Source organism: Pseudoalteromonas sp. J2K-J599, assembly GCF_059295115.2.
On sequence record NZ_CM200271.1, the window covers coordinates 1,800,813 to 1,817,048 of the forward strand.

17 protein-coding genes are annotated in these 16,236 nt (G+C 38.1%); 9 read left to right on the forward strand and 8 right to left on the reverse strand.

Annotation, left to right across the window (positions count from 1 at the left end; translation table 11 throughout):
• Positions 1-14 precede the first annotated feature (14 nt).
• The gene (locus tag AC5NT5_RS08170; protein ID WP_494513074.1) at positions 15-1,049 is read right to left on the reverse strand and encodes a methionine synthase; all 1,035 of its coding nucleotides are present in this window, start codon (positions 1,047-1,049) and stop codon (positions 15-17) included.
• Between the two features lie 78 nt (positions 1,050-1,127).
• Positions 1,128-2,105: a DUF1852 domain-containing protein gene (locus tag AC5NT5_RS08175; protein ID WP_182715456.1), complete on the reverse strand. Its 978-nt coding sequence runs from the start codon at positions 2,103-2,105 to the stop codon at positions 1,128-1,130.
• A 621-nt stretch (positions 2,106-2,726) separates the two neighbouring features.
• On the opposite strand from AC5NT5_RS08175, the gene AC5NT5_RS08180 reads away from it, so the two are divergent.
• From AC5NT5_RS08180 to AC5NT5_RS08200, 5 genes are all read left to right on the forward strand, one after another.
• Positions 2,727-3,476, forward strand: coding sequence for a spermidine synthase (locus tag AC5NT5_RS08180; RefSeq protein WP_182715457.1), 750 nt, complete (start codon positions 2,727-2,729; stop codon positions 3,474-3,476).
• A gap of 135 nt (positions 3,477-3,611) precedes the next feature.
• On the forward strand, positions 3,612-4,625 hold the full coding sequence (locus AC5NT5_RS08185; RefSeq protein WP_494513073.1) for a DUF5924 family protein: 1,014 nt from the start codon (positions 3,612-3,614) through the stop codon (positions 4,623-4,625).
• A gap of 71 nt (positions 4,626-4,696) precedes the next feature.
• Positions 4,697-4,933, forward strand: a complete 237-nt coding sequence (locus AC5NT5_RS08190; protein ID WP_494513072.1) for a hypothetical protein — start codon at positions 4,697-4,699, stop codon at positions 4,931-4,933.
• Positions 4,934-4,944: 11 nt separating this feature from the next.
• A complete protein-coding gene (locus AC5NT5_RS08195) occupies positions 4,945-5,388 on the forward strand; it encodes a hypothetical protein (protein WP_494513071.1) in 444 nt (147 codons plus the stop codon).
• 122 nt (positions 5,389-5,510) lie between these two features.
• Complete coding sequence (locus tag AC5NT5_RS08200) at positions 5,511-6,314, forward strand: hypothetical protein (protein WP_494513070.1); 804 nt, start codon at positions 5,511-5,513, stop codon at positions 6,312-6,314.
• Between the two features lie 68 nt (positions 6,315-6,382).
• Here the strand turns inward: AC5NT5_RS08200 and AC5NT5_RS08205 are convergent, their stop codons facing one another.
• Both AC5NT5_RS08205 and AC5NT5_RS08210 read right to left on the reverse strand, forming a co-directional pair.
• Entirely contained in the window at positions 6,383-6,703 is a 321-nt protein-coding gene (locus AC5NT5_RS08205; RefSeq protein WP_182715461.1) for a hypothetical protein, read from the reverse strand.
• A 12-nt stretch (positions 6,704-6,715) separates the two neighbouring features.
• Positions 6,716-7,762: a YHYH protein gene (locus AC5NT5_RS08210; RefSeq protein WP_494513069.1), complete on the reverse strand. Its 1,047-nt coding sequence runs from the start codon at positions 7,760-7,762 to the stop codon at positions 6,716-6,718.
• A 250-nt stretch (positions 7,763-8,012) separates the two neighbouring features.
• On the opposite strand from AC5NT5_RS08210, the gene AC5NT5_RS08215 reads away from it, so the two are divergent.
• Positions 8,013-8,672, forward strand: coding sequence for an NADPH-dependent FMN reductase (locus AC5NT5_RS08215; protein ID WP_494513068.1), 660 nt, complete (start codon positions 8,013-8,015; stop codon positions 8,670-8,672).
• A 214-nt stretch (positions 8,673-8,886) separates the two neighbouring features.
• Entirely contained in the window at positions 8,887-9,240 is a 354-nt protein-coding gene (locus AC5NT5_RS08220) for a hypothetical protein (RefSeq protein ID WP_494513067.1), read from the forward strand.
• A 114-nt stretch (positions 9,241-9,354) separates the two neighbouring features.
• Here AC5NT5_RS08220 and AC5NT5_RS08225 read toward each other — a convergent pair whose 3' ends face one another.
• Entirely contained in the window at positions 9,355-11,370 is a 2,016-nt protein-coding gene (locus AC5NT5_RS08225; RefSeq protein ID WP_494513066.1) for a TonB-dependent receptor, read from the reverse strand.
• A gap of 225 nt (positions 11,371-11,595) precedes the next feature.
• On the opposite strand from AC5NT5_RS08225, the gene AC5NT5_RS08230 reads away from it, so the two are divergent.
• Positions 11,596-13,413, forward strand: coding sequence for a protein kinase domain-containing protein (locus tag AC5NT5_RS08230; protein WP_494513065.1), 1,818 nt, complete (start codon positions 11,596-11,598; stop codon positions 13,411-13,413).
• A 106-nt stretch (positions 13,414-13,519) separates the two neighbouring features.
• Here AC5NT5_RS08230 and AC5NT5_RS08235 read toward each other — a convergent pair whose 3' ends face one another.
• The gene (locus AC5NT5_RS08235; RefSeq protein WP_154903142.1) at positions 13,520-14,050 is read right to left on the reverse strand and encodes a hypothetical protein; all 531 of its coding nucleotides are present in this window, start codon (positions 14,048-14,050) and stop codon (positions 13,520-13,522) included.
• Between the two features lie 13 nt (positions 14,051-14,063).
• Complete coding sequence (locus tag AC5NT5_RS08240; RefSeq protein ID WP_494513064.1) at positions 14,064-15,068, reverse strand: YHYH protein; 1,005 nt, start codon at positions 15,066-15,068, stop codon at positions 14,064-14,066.
• A gap of 206 nt (positions 15,069-15,274) precedes the next feature.
• Here AC5NT5_RS08240 and AC5NT5_RS08245 point away from each other — a divergent pair, with 206 nt between their 5' ends.
• On the forward strand, positions 15,275-15,706 hold the full coding sequence (locus tag AC5NT5_RS08245; protein ID WP_335676383.1) for a DUF3859 domain-containing protein: 432 nt from the start codon (positions 15,275-15,277) through the stop codon (positions 15,704-15,706).
• Positions 15,707-15,803: 97 nt separating this feature from the next.
• On the opposite strand, the gene AC5NT5_RS08250 is transcribed toward AC5NT5_RS08245, so the two are convergent.
• Positions 15,804-16,220 (reverse strand): VF530 family protein, encoded by a 417-nt coding sequence (locus AC5NT5_RS08250; RefSeq protein ID WP_002960902.1) that lies wholly within the window; start codon positions 16,218-16,220, stop codon positions 15,804-15,806.
• Positions 16,221-16,236 lie beyond the last annotated feature (16 nt).

The window sequence follows — 16,236 nt, forward strand, 5'->3', positions numbered from 1 at the left end:
TCAAAGCTACTTTTCTAGTTCTTTTCTAATAACTCTTTTCTTATAATCTCAGCCCCAGCGCTCAAGGCATTTAGTTTACCTCTGGCTATATGGTGAGGTAGTGGAGCCATGCCGCAGTTTGTACATGGGTAGAGTTTGTCGGCATCTACAAATTGCAGTGCTTTACGTAGCGTATTAGCTACTTCTTCTGGCGTTTCGATAGTATGATTTGCTACATCAATTGCGCCTACCATTACTTTTTTACCGCGAATGAGTTCTAGTAAATCCATTGGTACATGCGAGTTATGGCACTCTAGTGAAATAATATCGATTTTAGATTGCTGAAGTTTAGGGAATGCTTCTTCGTACTGTCGCCATTCACTTCCTAGTGTTTTTTTCCAATCTGTATTGGCTTTAATGCCGTAGCCATAGCAAATATGCACGGCTGTTTCGCATTTGAGCCCTTCAATTGCGCGCTCTAAACAGGCAATTCCCCAGTCGTTTACTTCATCAAAAAATACATTAAACGCGGGCTCGTCAAATTGAATAATATTAACGCCTGCGGCTTCTAACTCTTTTGCTTCTTGATTTAGAATTATGGCAAATTCCCACGCTAGTTTTTCGCGGCTTTTATAATGATCGTCGTAAAGCGTGTCTATCATTGTCATTGGGCCTGGCAATGCCCATTTAATAGGTTGTTTGGTTTGCTTGCGTAAGAATTTAGCGTCTTCAACAAACACAGACTTTTGACGGCTAACAGGGCCAACAACTGTAGGCACGCTTGCGTCGTATCGGTCACGAATTTTTACTGTTTTACGTTTTTCAAAGTCAACACCGTTTAGGTGCTCTATAAATGTAGTTACAAAATGCTGCCTTGTTTGCTCACCATCGCTAACAATATCAATACCTGCTTGTTGTTGGTCGAATAATGACAAGCGTAGGGCGTCGTGCTTACCTTGGGTTAATTCATCACCTTGTAATTTCCAAGGTGACCAAAGTGTTTCTGGCTCTGCAAGCCATAAAGGCTTAGGTAAACTGCCAGCGGTAGATGTAGGTAGTAATTTTTTCATAATAAATAATGCCGTATATTTTAGTTAATTATTAAACGTATTGTTAAGCGCGTTATTACTGCTTGTTACTATTAGTTGTTATAACAGATAGCTAGTAGAGAATTGCTCAAGAACTCTTTGGTACGGCTTGATAAAATGCTCTTGCGCAAACTTGCCTTGCTCGTTTGCTAACTTGCCGCGCTCTTCTCGGTCATACACAATTTGCGTTAGTGAGTGGTCCAAGTTTTTTAAGTTTGGTTTATATGATTTACCCGCTGTTGCGTTGGCATTATAAATCTCTGGTCTGTAGATTTTTTGAAACGTTTCCATCGTACTAATGGTGCTTATAAGCTCAAGATTGCTGTAATCATTAAGTAAATCACCAAAGAAAAACAATGCTAAAGGCGCGGCACTATTTGGTGGCATAAAATAACGTACCTGTAAGCCCATTTTTTTGAAGTATTGCTCAGTTAAAGACGATTCATTTGGTTCGTATTCAACGCCAAGTACCGGGTGTTGGTTTTCAGTGCGGTTGTAGGTTTTGTTATCTGACACACTTAGGCATATAACCGGTGGTTTTTTAAAGTTTTGTTTATATGTATCCGAATTTACAAATGACTGAAATAGCTTGCCATGTAAAACCCCAAAGTCATCAGGAATACTAAATTGAGGCTTGCCTTTATTGTGCTCTTGTAGAAGTACGCTAAAATCGTAGTCGCGCACATACGATGAAAAGTTGTTTCCTACAATGCCTTCAATGCGCTTATTAGTTTTATGATCAACAATATTTGTTTTTAATATTTCGATTGATGGGAAGCTTTCGCCGCCGTCTTCAATACCTATCTCAACAGAGACAATTTCAAGCTCAACAGCATAACGCTCACCTTTGGTGTTATCCCAATGGGCTAGGGCATTAAAACGGTTGTTAATCATGTTTAAGGCGTTACGCAAGTTTGCTTTGCGGTATTCACCTCTGGCTAAATTAGCAAAGTTGGTTGTGATACGCGTATTAGTTGATGGATGATAATTTTCGTCGAGTGAAACGCTCTTTATATTAAATGTAAAATCTTTTTTCATCGTGTTTATATCCAATTTTATAATTTAAACCTGATTGATGCTTTGCGCTTTATTAACCTTGCAACTTACTTAGCTGGCTTAGCTGGTTTAGGTATTCAGCAGCTTTAAGTTGTTAGTAATAGTGTTTAGCGCTAAGGGATGAGTAATTTATACGTGGATTGGCATATGAAGAAAAACGGTTTAATTTCACATAAAACATGAGTCATATTCATTACACATTATTGTTAGATGCGATTACGTAGTAATTGACGAAAAAAAGGCATAAATCGATAAAAATAAAGGATGGATGTTTAGCCGTTTAGACTTCCTTTGTGTTGATGTGTACTTTATTCATGTTAAACATGAGGAATATTCAAAGAGTTTTTTTGTAGCTATATCAGTGTATTAGTTGGTTTTTAGCATATTGCATCGCTGTTTATAATAAATGTCGTCACGGGTAAGTTCCAGCTAGCTATATAAGTAGATACCTTAGCTAATCTAATCTCAAAAGATAAACCGACTTTTCTGAGTACGTATATAAATGCCTGTAAATTAATAAAAGGCTATAAATCATATTAATAGCCATGGCAGTACGTTAAGTAAGTTATACTCGTTTTTCATCACCTCACCTATTGAGTATTCGTGGATATCAAAGGCACTTGTATTGCATCAACTATTGATGAGCATGGCCCTGTTTATGTATATCAAACAAAAAAGAATCTTATTCTCAGCTTTGACGGAAAAATTTATCAAAGCTGTATTAAATTAAATAATATTAATGGGTTAAGCTTAGCTTATACGCAAGCTATGATGGCTGCGCTTTTTTTTATTCCGCATTTAAAAACCGCGATGATAATGGGACTTGGGGCGGGCTCTATCGCAAAAAGTCTTTATCATGCGTTTCCCGCGCTGACTATACATACCGTTGAATATCGTAAAGCCGTTGCTGATATGGCTATAAAATATTTTGAAGTTCCCGTGTCAGAACGTTTGTTTATTCATATTGATGATGCGGCAAACTACATGAAAAACACGCAGATAAAAACGGATGTTATTTTTTCTGATTTATATAGCTCAGATGGGATGGAGTCAGATCAGGTGCAATCATCCTACTTACGCGATTGTAAAAATGCGCTCACTTTTGATGGTGTTTTAGTACTTAATATTTGCCATACCAAAATTGGGCAGAGGGAAGCGTTTGATCAACTACTTGAGAAAGAATTTGCAGGAAAGATTCTTAGTTTTATTATTGAAGGCGGTAATAAAATTGTGCTCGCTTTTAACAATAGAATGCCTGCACTTAGTGAGGATGAATTACTTGCTAAGGCTCACGCGTTACAAAAATTAATAAACGTACCAATGACGCGCTATGCCGGGCTTTTATTTAATTAAAATGGTTAGTTTGATGTACTGTTAAATGGGGCGTTTAAATCCATTCATCTATCTGTTGTTCATTTAAACTTGGTTAAACTAATCATACTCTGAATAAAAATAATAAAGTACGTACTCGTACGGAAACACTCATACATGGATTACTGTAAAAATATAATCGCTAAATTTATAAGCGCGATGCAAAAGCGGCCTGGATTATTGGCTGTGTTGGCGTTTTTGTCGGGCGTTGCTAGCTTTGTACTTGTAGATAGAAAAGAGTCTTTTTCGCAAGTTATTGCGATATTTTTACTTATTAGTTGGTTGTGGCTAATTATTGATAATTGGCTACGAGACAAAGTAGAAGAAAAATTTGGTGTGGCTGTATCTCCTAATGTAATGCGTTTTGCTCTACAAATGGTGCAACAAGAAAGTCTATTTTTTGCTTTGCCGTTTTTTTTAGCGGTTACGCAGTGGGACCATCCTCAAGCGTTTTTTACCTCCCTCATTGTGTTATGTGCGGTTATATCGGTAATCGACCCCTTTTATTATAAGAAGCTTGCTAAAAACCGTACGTTATTTAGTGTGTTTCATAACTTTGCTTTATTCGTTGTTTTACTTGTTACCTTACCTATTTTGTTAAACCTTACAACGAGCCAAAGTTTAGCTGCAGCCCTTGTAACGGCTGTAGTGGTTACTCTTCCGAGTTTAAACAATTTAATGCCTAATGCTCGCTGGTGGCGTTTTCCTATTCTTGTATTGATTTTATGTGCTTTAAGCACAGCAGTGTGGCAATTAAGAAGCTATGTGCCTCCTGCAGCGCTGCGATTAACCGATATTACGTTAGCTCATGAAGTTGATTTACTGCATAAAAAGCCAGTAGGGAGTATTAAACACTTAGATTCTTATACGCTGCACCACCAAGGTTTATATAGTTGGACTGCTGTTAAAGCACCAAGAGGCTTAAACGAAAAAATATTTCATGTGTGGCTTCATAATAAAAAAGAAGTTGATCGGATCACGTTAAATATAAACGGTGGGAGAGAACTCGGTTACAGAGCGTGGACACACAAAGTAAACTTTCCTAAAGACTCTGTTGGTAAGTGGCAAGTAAAAGTAGTCACCGAATCAGGTCAGTTAATAGGTTTAACGAAATTTACTGTTACACCTTAATGATGGTAATAGGTTTGTAATCTAATAAATATTTGATAGGCTATTTTTACAGTGTTTATTGGATGAACGTTATGAGTTTTGCATTTGATCTGTTTATTTGGTTAATGGTAGAGACTATTTTAGGTTTTTTTATTTACTCAACAGGTTGTACTATTTTAAAAATAGTCACCTTTGGTAAGTTTAAAAGCGATATTACCGATTACGTATCGTTTAAGGCGAATAAAGCTAAAAATGTTTATTTAATTTGTGTGCTCGGGTTTAGCCTTTACGTGCTATTAATTGGCTTTGTTGCCTACATGAGTCATTAAATTATAATTACATGAATAATAATACATTATTTACAGCAGGCATTTTAAGCTTTATAGCATCACTTTTACATGTAGCCTGTGTTTTTGGAGGGCCTGACTGGTATCGCCTTTTGGGTGCTGGTGAGCAAATGGCTCAAATGGCAGAGCAGGGTAGTATGTATCCTACTTATGTAACTTTAGCTATTTCAGTTATTATTGCTATTTGGGGCTTTTATGCGCTCTCTGGTGCGGGCGTCATTTTAAAACTGCCACTTTTAAAAACTGCGCTCGTATTAATAACCGCAATGTATTTAATACGAGGTATTGCGGGTTTAATCATTCCTTTTTTAACTTCAAGCCAAATCGTTCATCAGAATTCTATTCAATTTTGGATTATAAGCTCGATAATCTGCTGCATTTATGGGTCATTCTACTTATTTGGTACCCTTAAATGGTGGCGAATAAAAAATCTATGAATGCTAGATTTCCTGATCTTTTAAATTCAAATTATTAAATACTGATAGCTTATTTTTATATTGCGAAATACTATGTGCGACTATTTTTTACGCGCATATATTTTGGTTTTAGGTATCTATAAATGAATAAAACGTTATTGAGTACTTTGCTTGCAGCTCTTATTTGTGCATCTCTTTTAGCTAAAATGCAGGCCCAAGACGTTCATGCACTTGAGCCTGAATTAGGTGTTGGCGGAAATATTAAGCTAGATGAGGCAAGTACGGCTTATGTTGATGACGGTTTTGATTTTCATGTGCATCCACTTTGGGAAAGTCGATATGTAAGTGAGGGCCGTGACAATTTAGCGGGTAAAGGTATTGCCTCAATCGCAACTGAATTCAATTATAATGAAATAGCTATTATTCCGTGGGTTGCAACGGGTGTTGATAGCGATTATACCGAGTTTAACTTAAATGCTATTTACGCAACTCAGTTATTTAATACCGTTGATATGTTTATGGGTTACAACCATTTAAGATCGCGTGAAAATACCTCTAATGCTCACGACAATGAGGTTAGCTTAGATTTTTCGTATTTTTACGATAATAAATTTCAGCTCACTAGCAGCGCATATTATTCGTTTGATTCTCAAGGCACATTTATAGAGCTTGCGATAAACAAAGGCTACGGGATAAATGAAGCTGTTAATATCGATTTTCAAACGGGGCTAGGGTTTAATGCAGGTTATGTAAGTGATGGCCATAATGGTATTAACAACCTTAAACTTACAGCTAACGTATCGTATCAAGTTATTAAGCAGCTTGAAGTATACGCATATACTAGCTACACCATGGCAATTAATAAAAATGCTGAGCGCTTTGTGGGTGATCAAACCTTAAAAAACGTGTTTTGGAGTGGTATTGGTCTGAGCTATCTATATCGTTAAAAGTTAGCAGCACAATAAAATGGTTGTGCTGCTTATTAAGAGTTTATCAATAAAAATTAGCCCTAAATTTACATAGCTTTATTAACGTTGGTTTTTAAATCACTCTTTTCTTTTTCGTGAGTGTGGCTTTTTATAGGGGCGGAAATTCCATTATCAATTTTTTGAATCGGTTGGCTTCGTACACACATTAAATCATCAGCCATATACTGGCAGCTGCCAATATATAAATCGTTATGGCCGCCTTCGTATTTGCATGATTGAGATTTTACTTTATCTGCGCAAGCTTTAACTGCAACACCATTTAACGGCCCTGCATGAGCATTTAAAAATGTGGGTGCTGCAAGTAAAGCCATACCAAACACGCTTAAACAACTACTTTTTATAAACATAACAACTCCTTTTTAATGTTTTTCAAGATCATGGCCTGGCGGTGGACCGTTGTGATCACCTGGTGGCCCACCTGCAGGCCTAACTGATTCTCCATGTAGGCACCCTATAAACATATTCTCACTAGGACTGGCTGCGTGGTAGTGATAACCTCTTACTTCATCTGTATTACCTCGGCATTCATCAAGTGACTCTTCTTTACCGCTTGTATCACGCATTGCATAAATACCATAACCGTCTATTGCATAACCTATAAGAGGTGCATGTCCACCTTCTGTAGCAGCTGAGTCAGTACAACCAGTGGTAGAGTGATAGTGATAACCTTGGTGTAAATTTATATGGCCACCACAATCATCAAATGCCGCAATGGTATAGCTCTCTAAAATTGCATTAATTGGAGCAGGCCCTGATAGCTCAGTACCGTCTAGTGCTATACCTACTGTTCTTAATCGGCCAGTATCAGATGCTGGAATAGGTGTAACAGGAATTAAATACGTTAATGAAAAATTATCTTCTAAATACGAAAGTTCACACTCAATACAATTTTGTTTATATTGCTCTTCAACATCAGGGCGAGCAGCACCAGCGCAAGACTTTTTTGTAGCTGTATATCTAATTTCATTTGTTTTAGTGTCGTAAAGTATCCACTTTTCATCGCCGTAGTATTCATCAAGCTTTAGGACAAATTGGCCTGTTAAATCAACTAAATCACCAGTACCTTCTTTACTAAACCAACTGCCAGTTACATCAGCGCCATCGGTCGATGTGCGCGGGCAAAATGGACCAGGCTCTCTACCTGCGGGTGCGCCTGATGTAATTAACTCATAACACTTAGTTTTAGTTCCTTGCGCCGTTTCGCAATCAACAATGTTAGGCTCAGATAAAAAGGCCCCTTTTTTAAACATAGATAAATTTATTGTTTGATTCGTTTTTTGTACTTCACTAAGAGAGCTACTGACTTGCTTAGTATTTTTATTAGTTGGTGAGTCGTCGCAGCCACTTAGAGTTAAAACTGTTGCGGTAACAATGATTGCAAACGCGCTGTAATTATTTGAGCCCATTACTTGTATCCTTTTCAGTATAGGTTTTGGTGTACTTATACTGTGGCATATTACTGGCTAAATGTGCAAAAAGTATGGAGAACGACAAAATAAGCACATGATAAAAAACCTTTAACAGTGTGTGGTTGCTAAAGCGCAGTTTTAAATTTAATTATTAGTGTTTTAAATTAATAGAAAACGGATATGTGTAATACACAATAGCTAAAAGTGTTAGTGTTTAGCTGTTATTCAATACATATGAGGGTTACATATGAAGTTTTTAGTGTTTTTAGGGACAGTGCGTAACAGCACGCCACCAAAACCAGCTCGCTTAGGAGAGAGAATATCTAAAGCCTGCATGGAGTGCTTAAACGAGCAATTCTCTGAACATGAGTTTGAGCTTATAGATCCACTTGATTACCCAAGTGAACAAGTTTTTAAACCGCATTTTGCCTATGCTCAAGGTAAGGCGCCTTCAATGCTAAATACTTTAGCTGATAAAATTAAAGCGGCTGATGGATATGTAATGGTTAGCCCTGAATATAATCACAGTATGAGCCCAGCTCTCGCTGACTTACTTAATCACTTTGGTAGCTCACTCTTTTCGTACAAACCCAGTGCTATTGTTACTTATTCTGCTGGGCAATGGGGTGGACTCAGAGCGGCAATAAGTATGCGCTCGTTTTTATCAGAGCTTGGCTGCTTACCTGTATCAGCAATGATCCACGTACCAAAAGCACAAGAAGTATTTAATGATAATGGATCTGTGCAAGTTGGTGAAGAGCAGTCATCGTGGTTTAATTATTTTCACCGTACTTTTGGGCAATTGGTTTGGTGGGCGCAAGCGGCTAAAAATCAAAGTGGCGTTGAAGATCCTGAGCAGATGCTAAAAAGCTTTAAATCAAATCCATCGCAGCGAAATGCCCCATAACGAATACTTTTAAAATATAACAAATTTAGCCCTTGATTGGGCTAAATTTGTTTCTTTTATAGAAACTTAAAATATATAAATGTTACTATTAACATCTACTTATAAAAAACGATGTTATATCTTGAAATACCTTACTCTTTTAAGTGTATTAACACTTAGTGCTTGCAGCTCTGTACAAAACTTACCGGCGCTAGGCGAAGGGACTACTGCTAATATGAATTTAATAGCTCTATCGGAGCAGAGCGCGCCACAAGGTGTTAGCGGTACATTTAAGTTTTATATTAAAACTACAGGCTCTCAGTACGGTGACGTATTTTTAAATACCGAAGCTGACTATCGTGATCGACGTGCTATTACAATTTCAATTGATTCAAACGTAGCTGCTAAACTCACAGAAAAATACGGACGATCAGCCAACACATTTTTTATTGGTAAAACAATTGAAGTAACAGGTGAAGCGAAGCGGGTAACTATCGATTTTTTAAGTAAAGGCAGAAAAACCAATAAATATTACTATCAAACACATGTTGCTGTTAACTCAATAAATCAACTTCGCATTGTTGAGTAACATCAGCCAGCTTGTTGAGGCATCGGATTAATTACTAAGATACTTATTGGCTAAGGGTATGTTTTACAGTGGCACTGTTTTTATATACAGTGCCACTGTAAATCTCAATGAATACTAAAATAACAAGCTTAATGTTAGTCGCGCTGTTCTTGGCTCTATTGGATGAAAGTGGTTATCTTCAACGCCTTGTGCTGATTCGCCAGGTAAACGCGATGCATAATAGTAATCTATATCGTGGTCGGTGCTATTAAATAAGTTAAGAAATTCAAAGTTTACTTTCCAGTGAGTCTGCTCATAGCTAATTGCGCTATTTACTACTGTTAAAGGCTCCGAACGCTCGTCACCATCGCTAGTTAATGTACGTTTGCCAATATGGCGAACTCTAACTGATGACTGCCATTGCTCACTTAAGTGCCAATTTAAACCTGTACTTGCAACAACAGGAACAGCACCTTCTATATAATGATTATTGTCATTAATATCTAAACGTGAATGCGTGAACGAGGTTTCTGCGTCGATACTAAAGCTGTCGTTAATCCAATAATAAGCGCTTATTTCTAATCCGTAACGCTTAGATGCATCACTTGGTTCTGTGTTACCCGCATCGCCAACAAATAAAAGCTCTGAGTCGAGTGTTAGCCACCAAAGTGCAGCTGATAGATTAAACTTTTGCTCATCAGCAAATCGGACGCCTATTTCAGCGCCTTCACTTTTAACTAATAAGTCAACTTGCTCTGCTTGCTCACCGGTAACAGGGTCAATATTAATAGTAGATCCGCGCGCATCATTTGAATGAAAAGATTGTCCCCAATTAGCATATGCAGCTACTAAATTTGTAAAACGGTAATTTAAACTCCCTTTAAAACTTACTAAATCATCCTTTGCTTTTCCTGAATTTACGGCGGTAATACTAGTCACGTTTGTATCAAAATAGTCGTACCTAACGCCAACGGTTGCTTCAAGTTTTGGAGTAAGTAAAAGTTTAGACTCCCAAAAGCTTGAGTAGCTCGTTTGCTTTAGTTCATCTTGCCTAACCGTACTAAGTCGCTCTCTTGCTTGTGTGTTATAAAGCCCTACGTTATCTATGTCGTCGTGGCGAAGCTCAATACCTACGGTATGTTGTATGTTTATATCTGATGTTTTGGTTTCAAACTGGTAGCTTATATCTGTTCCATAAATATTTCGGCTATCTTGCTGATTAAACTGATCGCCATTAATTGGATCATTTAAAAAATAACTAAAATTAGAATACAGGTTTAAATCGTAATTAATTACATAAGCGCTGGCTTTTGTATGCTCGCCCTGCCAGTTACTCGATAAGCTATAACGGCTAGAGCTACCGCCAAGTGTGGTGTCAAGAGAGCCTAATTGAGTAATTAAAATTTGTGATATAGCGCGCTGTGGAATTTGATCTGCTGAATTCCATGTATTGTCGTATGCCATGGCACTTATTGATAAGTCACCATTAAAAGCTTTACCAACATAGCGCAGTAGGGCATTCTTTTTATTTACATCTTCGTTTATATCATCCCATGGGCCGTCATAGCCTTGCCATTCTGCCGCTGCAATGAGCTTGCCTGTTGCAATGTTAGTAGATCCCAGTACAACAGCGCGTCTATAATTATCTTCTCCTATACTGAGTTCAACTTGGTGATGTTTTAGGTTATCAGCAAGTTGAAATTGAGCACTACCAGCGGTTGAAAAGTCACCTTGGGTTGCGCTATATGAGCCTTTTTGATAGTTAATAGTTGAAATAGACTCAGGGATTATAAAGTTTAGGTCGGTGTAACCTTGTCCGTGGCCATGGCTGCGCATATTAATTGGCATGCCATCTATGCTGGTGGCAAAGTCGGTGCCGTGATCTAAATTAAACCCCCTAATAAAGTACTGATTAGCTTTACCAGAGCCGCTATGTTGAGTGACCGCCATACCTGGGATTAACTCTAACATTTCGGCGCTTCTTAACATTGGGCGATGCTGAATTTCACCTTGACCAATAATACCGCTAGATGCGCTGATTGACTCACCAATTAGCCCATCTCTGTGACCATAAACGGTTAATTTTTCAATGTTTGCATAGCTATAACCACTATACAAAGTGCCTAGCGCTAAAATTGCTAATGTTCTCATGACTAAAATCCCTATCTAATGTATTTGTTATTAATGCAGCTATGTTAAATACGGCTTAGATAATTTATTGGATGCAACATTTGTTGGTTATTTGTAATTATTTAGGGGTGAGTAAAGATGGGTAACTTAAAAACTACGCCGCACGCTATTGTAATCTTATTACATAAAACTAATAATCGAGTGCTTTAAATGACTGTATAACACTAACAAGACAGAGAGCCCGTATTGAAAGCCAAAGAAATCCGCAATTTTTATATCAACGAAGAGCAATCTGTTTATTTGCTTTCGCACCGCGATGCTAAAAAACACCGCCAATGGCTTAATATTTGTATTAAGCAGCTAACACTGCTGGGCTACAAAAACGTTGAAATGATTGGCTCGGGTGCTTTTGGTTTTGTGTTTGCAGGTGATGACGATAACGGCTTACCTTGGGTATTTAAGTTTTCGCGTATTACACTTGCCCAAAGTGTACGCGACCGTCTAGAAGACGAAGCGTATATGCTTTCGCAAATTAATAACCCCTTAGTGCCTACCTTTTATGCATTTGAGCGAATTAAAAAACAAGGGATTTTAATGATGGCTCGCGCCATTGGAGAGGACCTTGAAAAAGTATCGCTTAAAACAGGGCGCTTTAGTGCCGCGCAAATAATGGCGCTAGCTGTTAGGTTACGTAATGTATTAATTGATTTACGTAGTCACAAAAACGGCGTTAGCCCACAACCTATAGTGCATGGCGATATAAAACCTTCAAACCTTGTTTGGGGTGCAAACACAGATGCGCTTTCGTTAGTGGATTGGGGCAGCTCTGTGTATGCACAGCTCGATAGTGACGGTAACCCTGTTGCCAGTAACTTTATGGATTTAATGTCGGGCGATTTAAGCACAACGAATGCCCGTATGGGCGATGTGTACTTTATTGGTGAAGCGCAAATGTCGGGAGAGCAATCATCCCCACGATTTGACGAACAAGGTGTAGCCGCTACGTTGTATGCGTTAGCGTCGGCGCAGTCGTGCCGCTTTGGTGCACAAGCTATCCCAGCAAGCAGCTTAGGGCTCCCAAAAGAGCTGGCTAAGGTGATTGATGGCATGCTGTCAAAAAGTAAGGCCATACGTGATGGTGCTGGTGATTACTTTATGCGTAACATTACAACTATGGCCAAAATGTATTTACCTGAGCTTGATAAAAAACAAAGAAAAGCAGATATTCCTTTTTGGTATGGCAACGACGAGCAGCCCGACACGGTGGTATATAGTTCACGAAAACAGTTTTTACGCCAAGCCGATCATAACCAGCAATTACTAGATATAAACGACGCGCAACTTGACCGCTATTATAAAGAGTTTTTATTTGATACAGGCGATACCGAAAAAGCATTTTTAGCATCAATAAGCCGATTAGCTAAGTACCCTGTAGTAGGTGGGCTTAGTTTTCATTGGAAGGATGAGTCAATGTTTGTTGAATCATCTTTAATTATGCATGACGAATCATTGGGTGATGCGTTTAGTGATGCGATTAATAATACGGTTATGCTTGCGCAAGCGATTAATCAAAAAGGGCTATTTAAGTGCTGTTTGTTTGATGCTCGTAAAACTATTCAACTAGAGCGAGATGGCACGGGGGCATTTAAGTTTGATAGCCTACCAGAGCTTGAATACGAAGTTGTAAGCATGAAAGCAAACGACATAACCCGCCCGCATTCATACTTTGAAGACGGTAAAGACCCTGATGAGCAACTACAGCTACCTAAAAAAGTTATTAAATGCGTATTTGAGCTTAACCAAATTCATCATACGGGGTGTATTATTTTTGAAGCACTGCCCGACAGAATGAAGATTCACCATTACTACCGCTTACTCGATTCGAGCAAAGAGGTTGAGTTTAAACGTTTGCTAAATAAACTAATGCAATACGCGGTAAATATTACGGACGTGGGTGTTGCGGGCTTTATGAAGTTGCCATATAAAAACACCCGTGAGTTTAGTTTATGTGAGCAGCAACAAGAGCATTACTTTCCTAAAAATCCCAAGCTTGTATCTTTATAGAAAGAACCCTTCACTAAAGAGTATTAAATAAGAAGACAAAGATAAAAAAGAGCACAAATTTGTTTAACTTGTACTCTTTGCCACTTAATTATTTAGGTAAGTATTACTAATTATTAAACACCTTACTAAAAGGCGACGTTGGTGTTAGCTCAAATTGATGAGTTAGCTTTTGCGTTTTATTAGTCGCTGTAATTTGATAATGCTGCTTGTGCTCATTGTTACTAAATAGCTTAACGTTAAAGTTAACTTTGGTTAGTTTACTAGGCAAAGAGTAGCGCCCAGTAATGGTTACTTGGTCTATATTGTCGCTTTTATGTTTATGCGACGCTTCTGGGTTTAGCAAAAGTCCGTCAATAGTAAATTTATACTGATGATCCGCTAAATAAACGTTCTTTTTAACTCGTTTAGTTATTAGCTTTTTATGAGCGTTAAACTCAATTATTGACACTTTGCCATCCTTGTTTTCATCAACCCCTTTAAAAGCCGGCATAGGGATTGAAAGTACAATAAACACGTTATTATCAACAAAATTCAGCGTACCGTGCTCTGCAACCATTAAATGCGCGTTTGCTAATGTTGATGTGCTCAATAAGCCCAATGTGGTCACACTTAACAGATAATTTTTTATATAAGGCATAACTTACTCCTAATTAAACTTCGCCTTTAACGCAGCGTTGAAAAAACGGGTAAGTGTCTGTTGCGTAGTAGTGGTATATCCCATCAGGAAACTCAGGTGTTACGCCAACGCGGCCATTACATTCATCTAAATCACCAGAGCCTGCTACGTATTCCCAATCTTGTGCAAATGTACCTAAGGGATATATATCGGTAGAAGGGCGGTTTGCGCTTACAGATGTTATGTGTTGGTAGCTACCGGTCATTACGGTTAGCGCTGAAGTTGCATCATTTGAGTCTGCATAGCCGTAACGTGCATATATAGGAAAGCCATCTGCTGCCCAGCCTATTAGAGTCATAGTGGAGCTATTGCCACCTCGCAGTGTTACAAAGCCTTCAGGCATACCATGATAATGATATGTGCCATCGGGTTGTACGTGTGCATTGTTGTCGTCTGTTCCAAAACTAAACGTGTCTTGGCTTAAAGCTTCTATATTCCAATTACCGCTGTTGTCGCCTAAATCACAATCGGTGGCTGAATCATCGCAACTTCCGCCTGTGCCGGCGTCTATTTTAATGCCGTTAAGTACAACACCTATCATTCCACGAGGGCCACCAAGCATGGTTGCTTGTGTTGTTTCTACAGGCTCAAGTGTGTAGCTTTCATTTACTGATTGTTCAGAAATAGTATTTGGGTTATCGGCATTAGGGAATGTACCTACTTCGTGATCAGGTATGCCATTAGCGACTATGTCGCGTGTAGTTCCTGTGCATGACCAATCTGCCACGCTGGTGGCCTGTACTGATACTGACTCGTTATATTCACTGTAGCTATATTCACAAAACACGCCTTGGGTTGAGCTACTCGTACCTGTACCGTTATCTGAGGTGGTTGATGATGAATCTGTAGTTGTTGAGGTATCAACTATGCCTTCTTCACCTCCACAAGCAACTAACGATAAAACAACTAGAGCCAAGGTGCTTAGTTTTATAGCATTTACCCTATTTGAGTTTTTATTATTAAGTGCGTGTAGTTTCATTGCTGCTTACCTGAACAATTAAGTTACTCAAACAATAATCAGCAATTGTGCAAATAGTGTGTAAACAATGATGACAAATTAGCAATGATGTAAATAGACAAAGTATTAAAGCTAAGTTGAGATTTAACTTTATTGAATTGTGTTTTATTTTAAAAATTCAAAAAGTTAAACTAATGCAAAAATAGCTAATATAAAAGGTTACCTTAATGGCTAAAACAAAACCTGTAGTGACGTTACAAAGTCACGGTATTTACTCTAAGTGGGATAGCGAAAGTAAAGCACTGCCACAAATAGAGCAATTTACAACAAATGTAATAGCTGAGGTAGATGTTGAGTTTGGCTTAATCGTAAATATTAAAAAGGGTAAAGGCGAAAAGCTTCACTATTGTATATATCATCCAGATATTCCAGACAGTCACGGTGATGTAATGGACCCCTTTGAAGGCGATGTATACGTTAAAAACAGTGATTGGAACTTTTATTTAGGCGACACGCTTTGGTTGCCAATAGAGAATAAATTGGGTGATTGGCGTATGACGATTGAGCTAAATGGGAAAATTATTGCTGATAGAACTTTTAAGGTGGCATTAGAGCTAGAGCGTACTGAAACAGATTTTTGGAAAAACCGAGGCTATTGATTTCTATTTTTAGCTATATGGTGTGGATGTAATAAAAATTAATAAAAGAGAGTTGTAGAGCCATTTAAAATAGCTCTACAAAATTAAATTAGCGTGTTTAGTTACCCCAAGGGTTACTAGAATTAGAGCGTTGTTTGCGATCACGAGCACGTTGCTTTGATGCTTTTTTTTCCATAATACGTTTTGCATCACTAAAACTTAACTCACATGGCTCACCAGGTTTATGATCAGCTGGGATCACGCGATCACGTGGCGGTAATTCGTATTGCACATCATCAGGTCTAGGTAAGTTTTTTAGGCGATAAAGGTAAAAGTTATCTACTTTTTCTTGTGCCCATTGTGTTTTACGTAAAAATTTAACCGCTGACTTTATATCAGGATTGTTTTTAAAGCAGTTAAGTTGTAAATAAGCGTGTAGGAGCTCCCACCCGTATTGTTCAACCAGCTCTTCAACCACTTGTTCTAATTTAACGCCTTGCAGTGGATTATTACTGAAAAGTTCTTGGTTGCTCATAGGTGTTGCCTCGTTA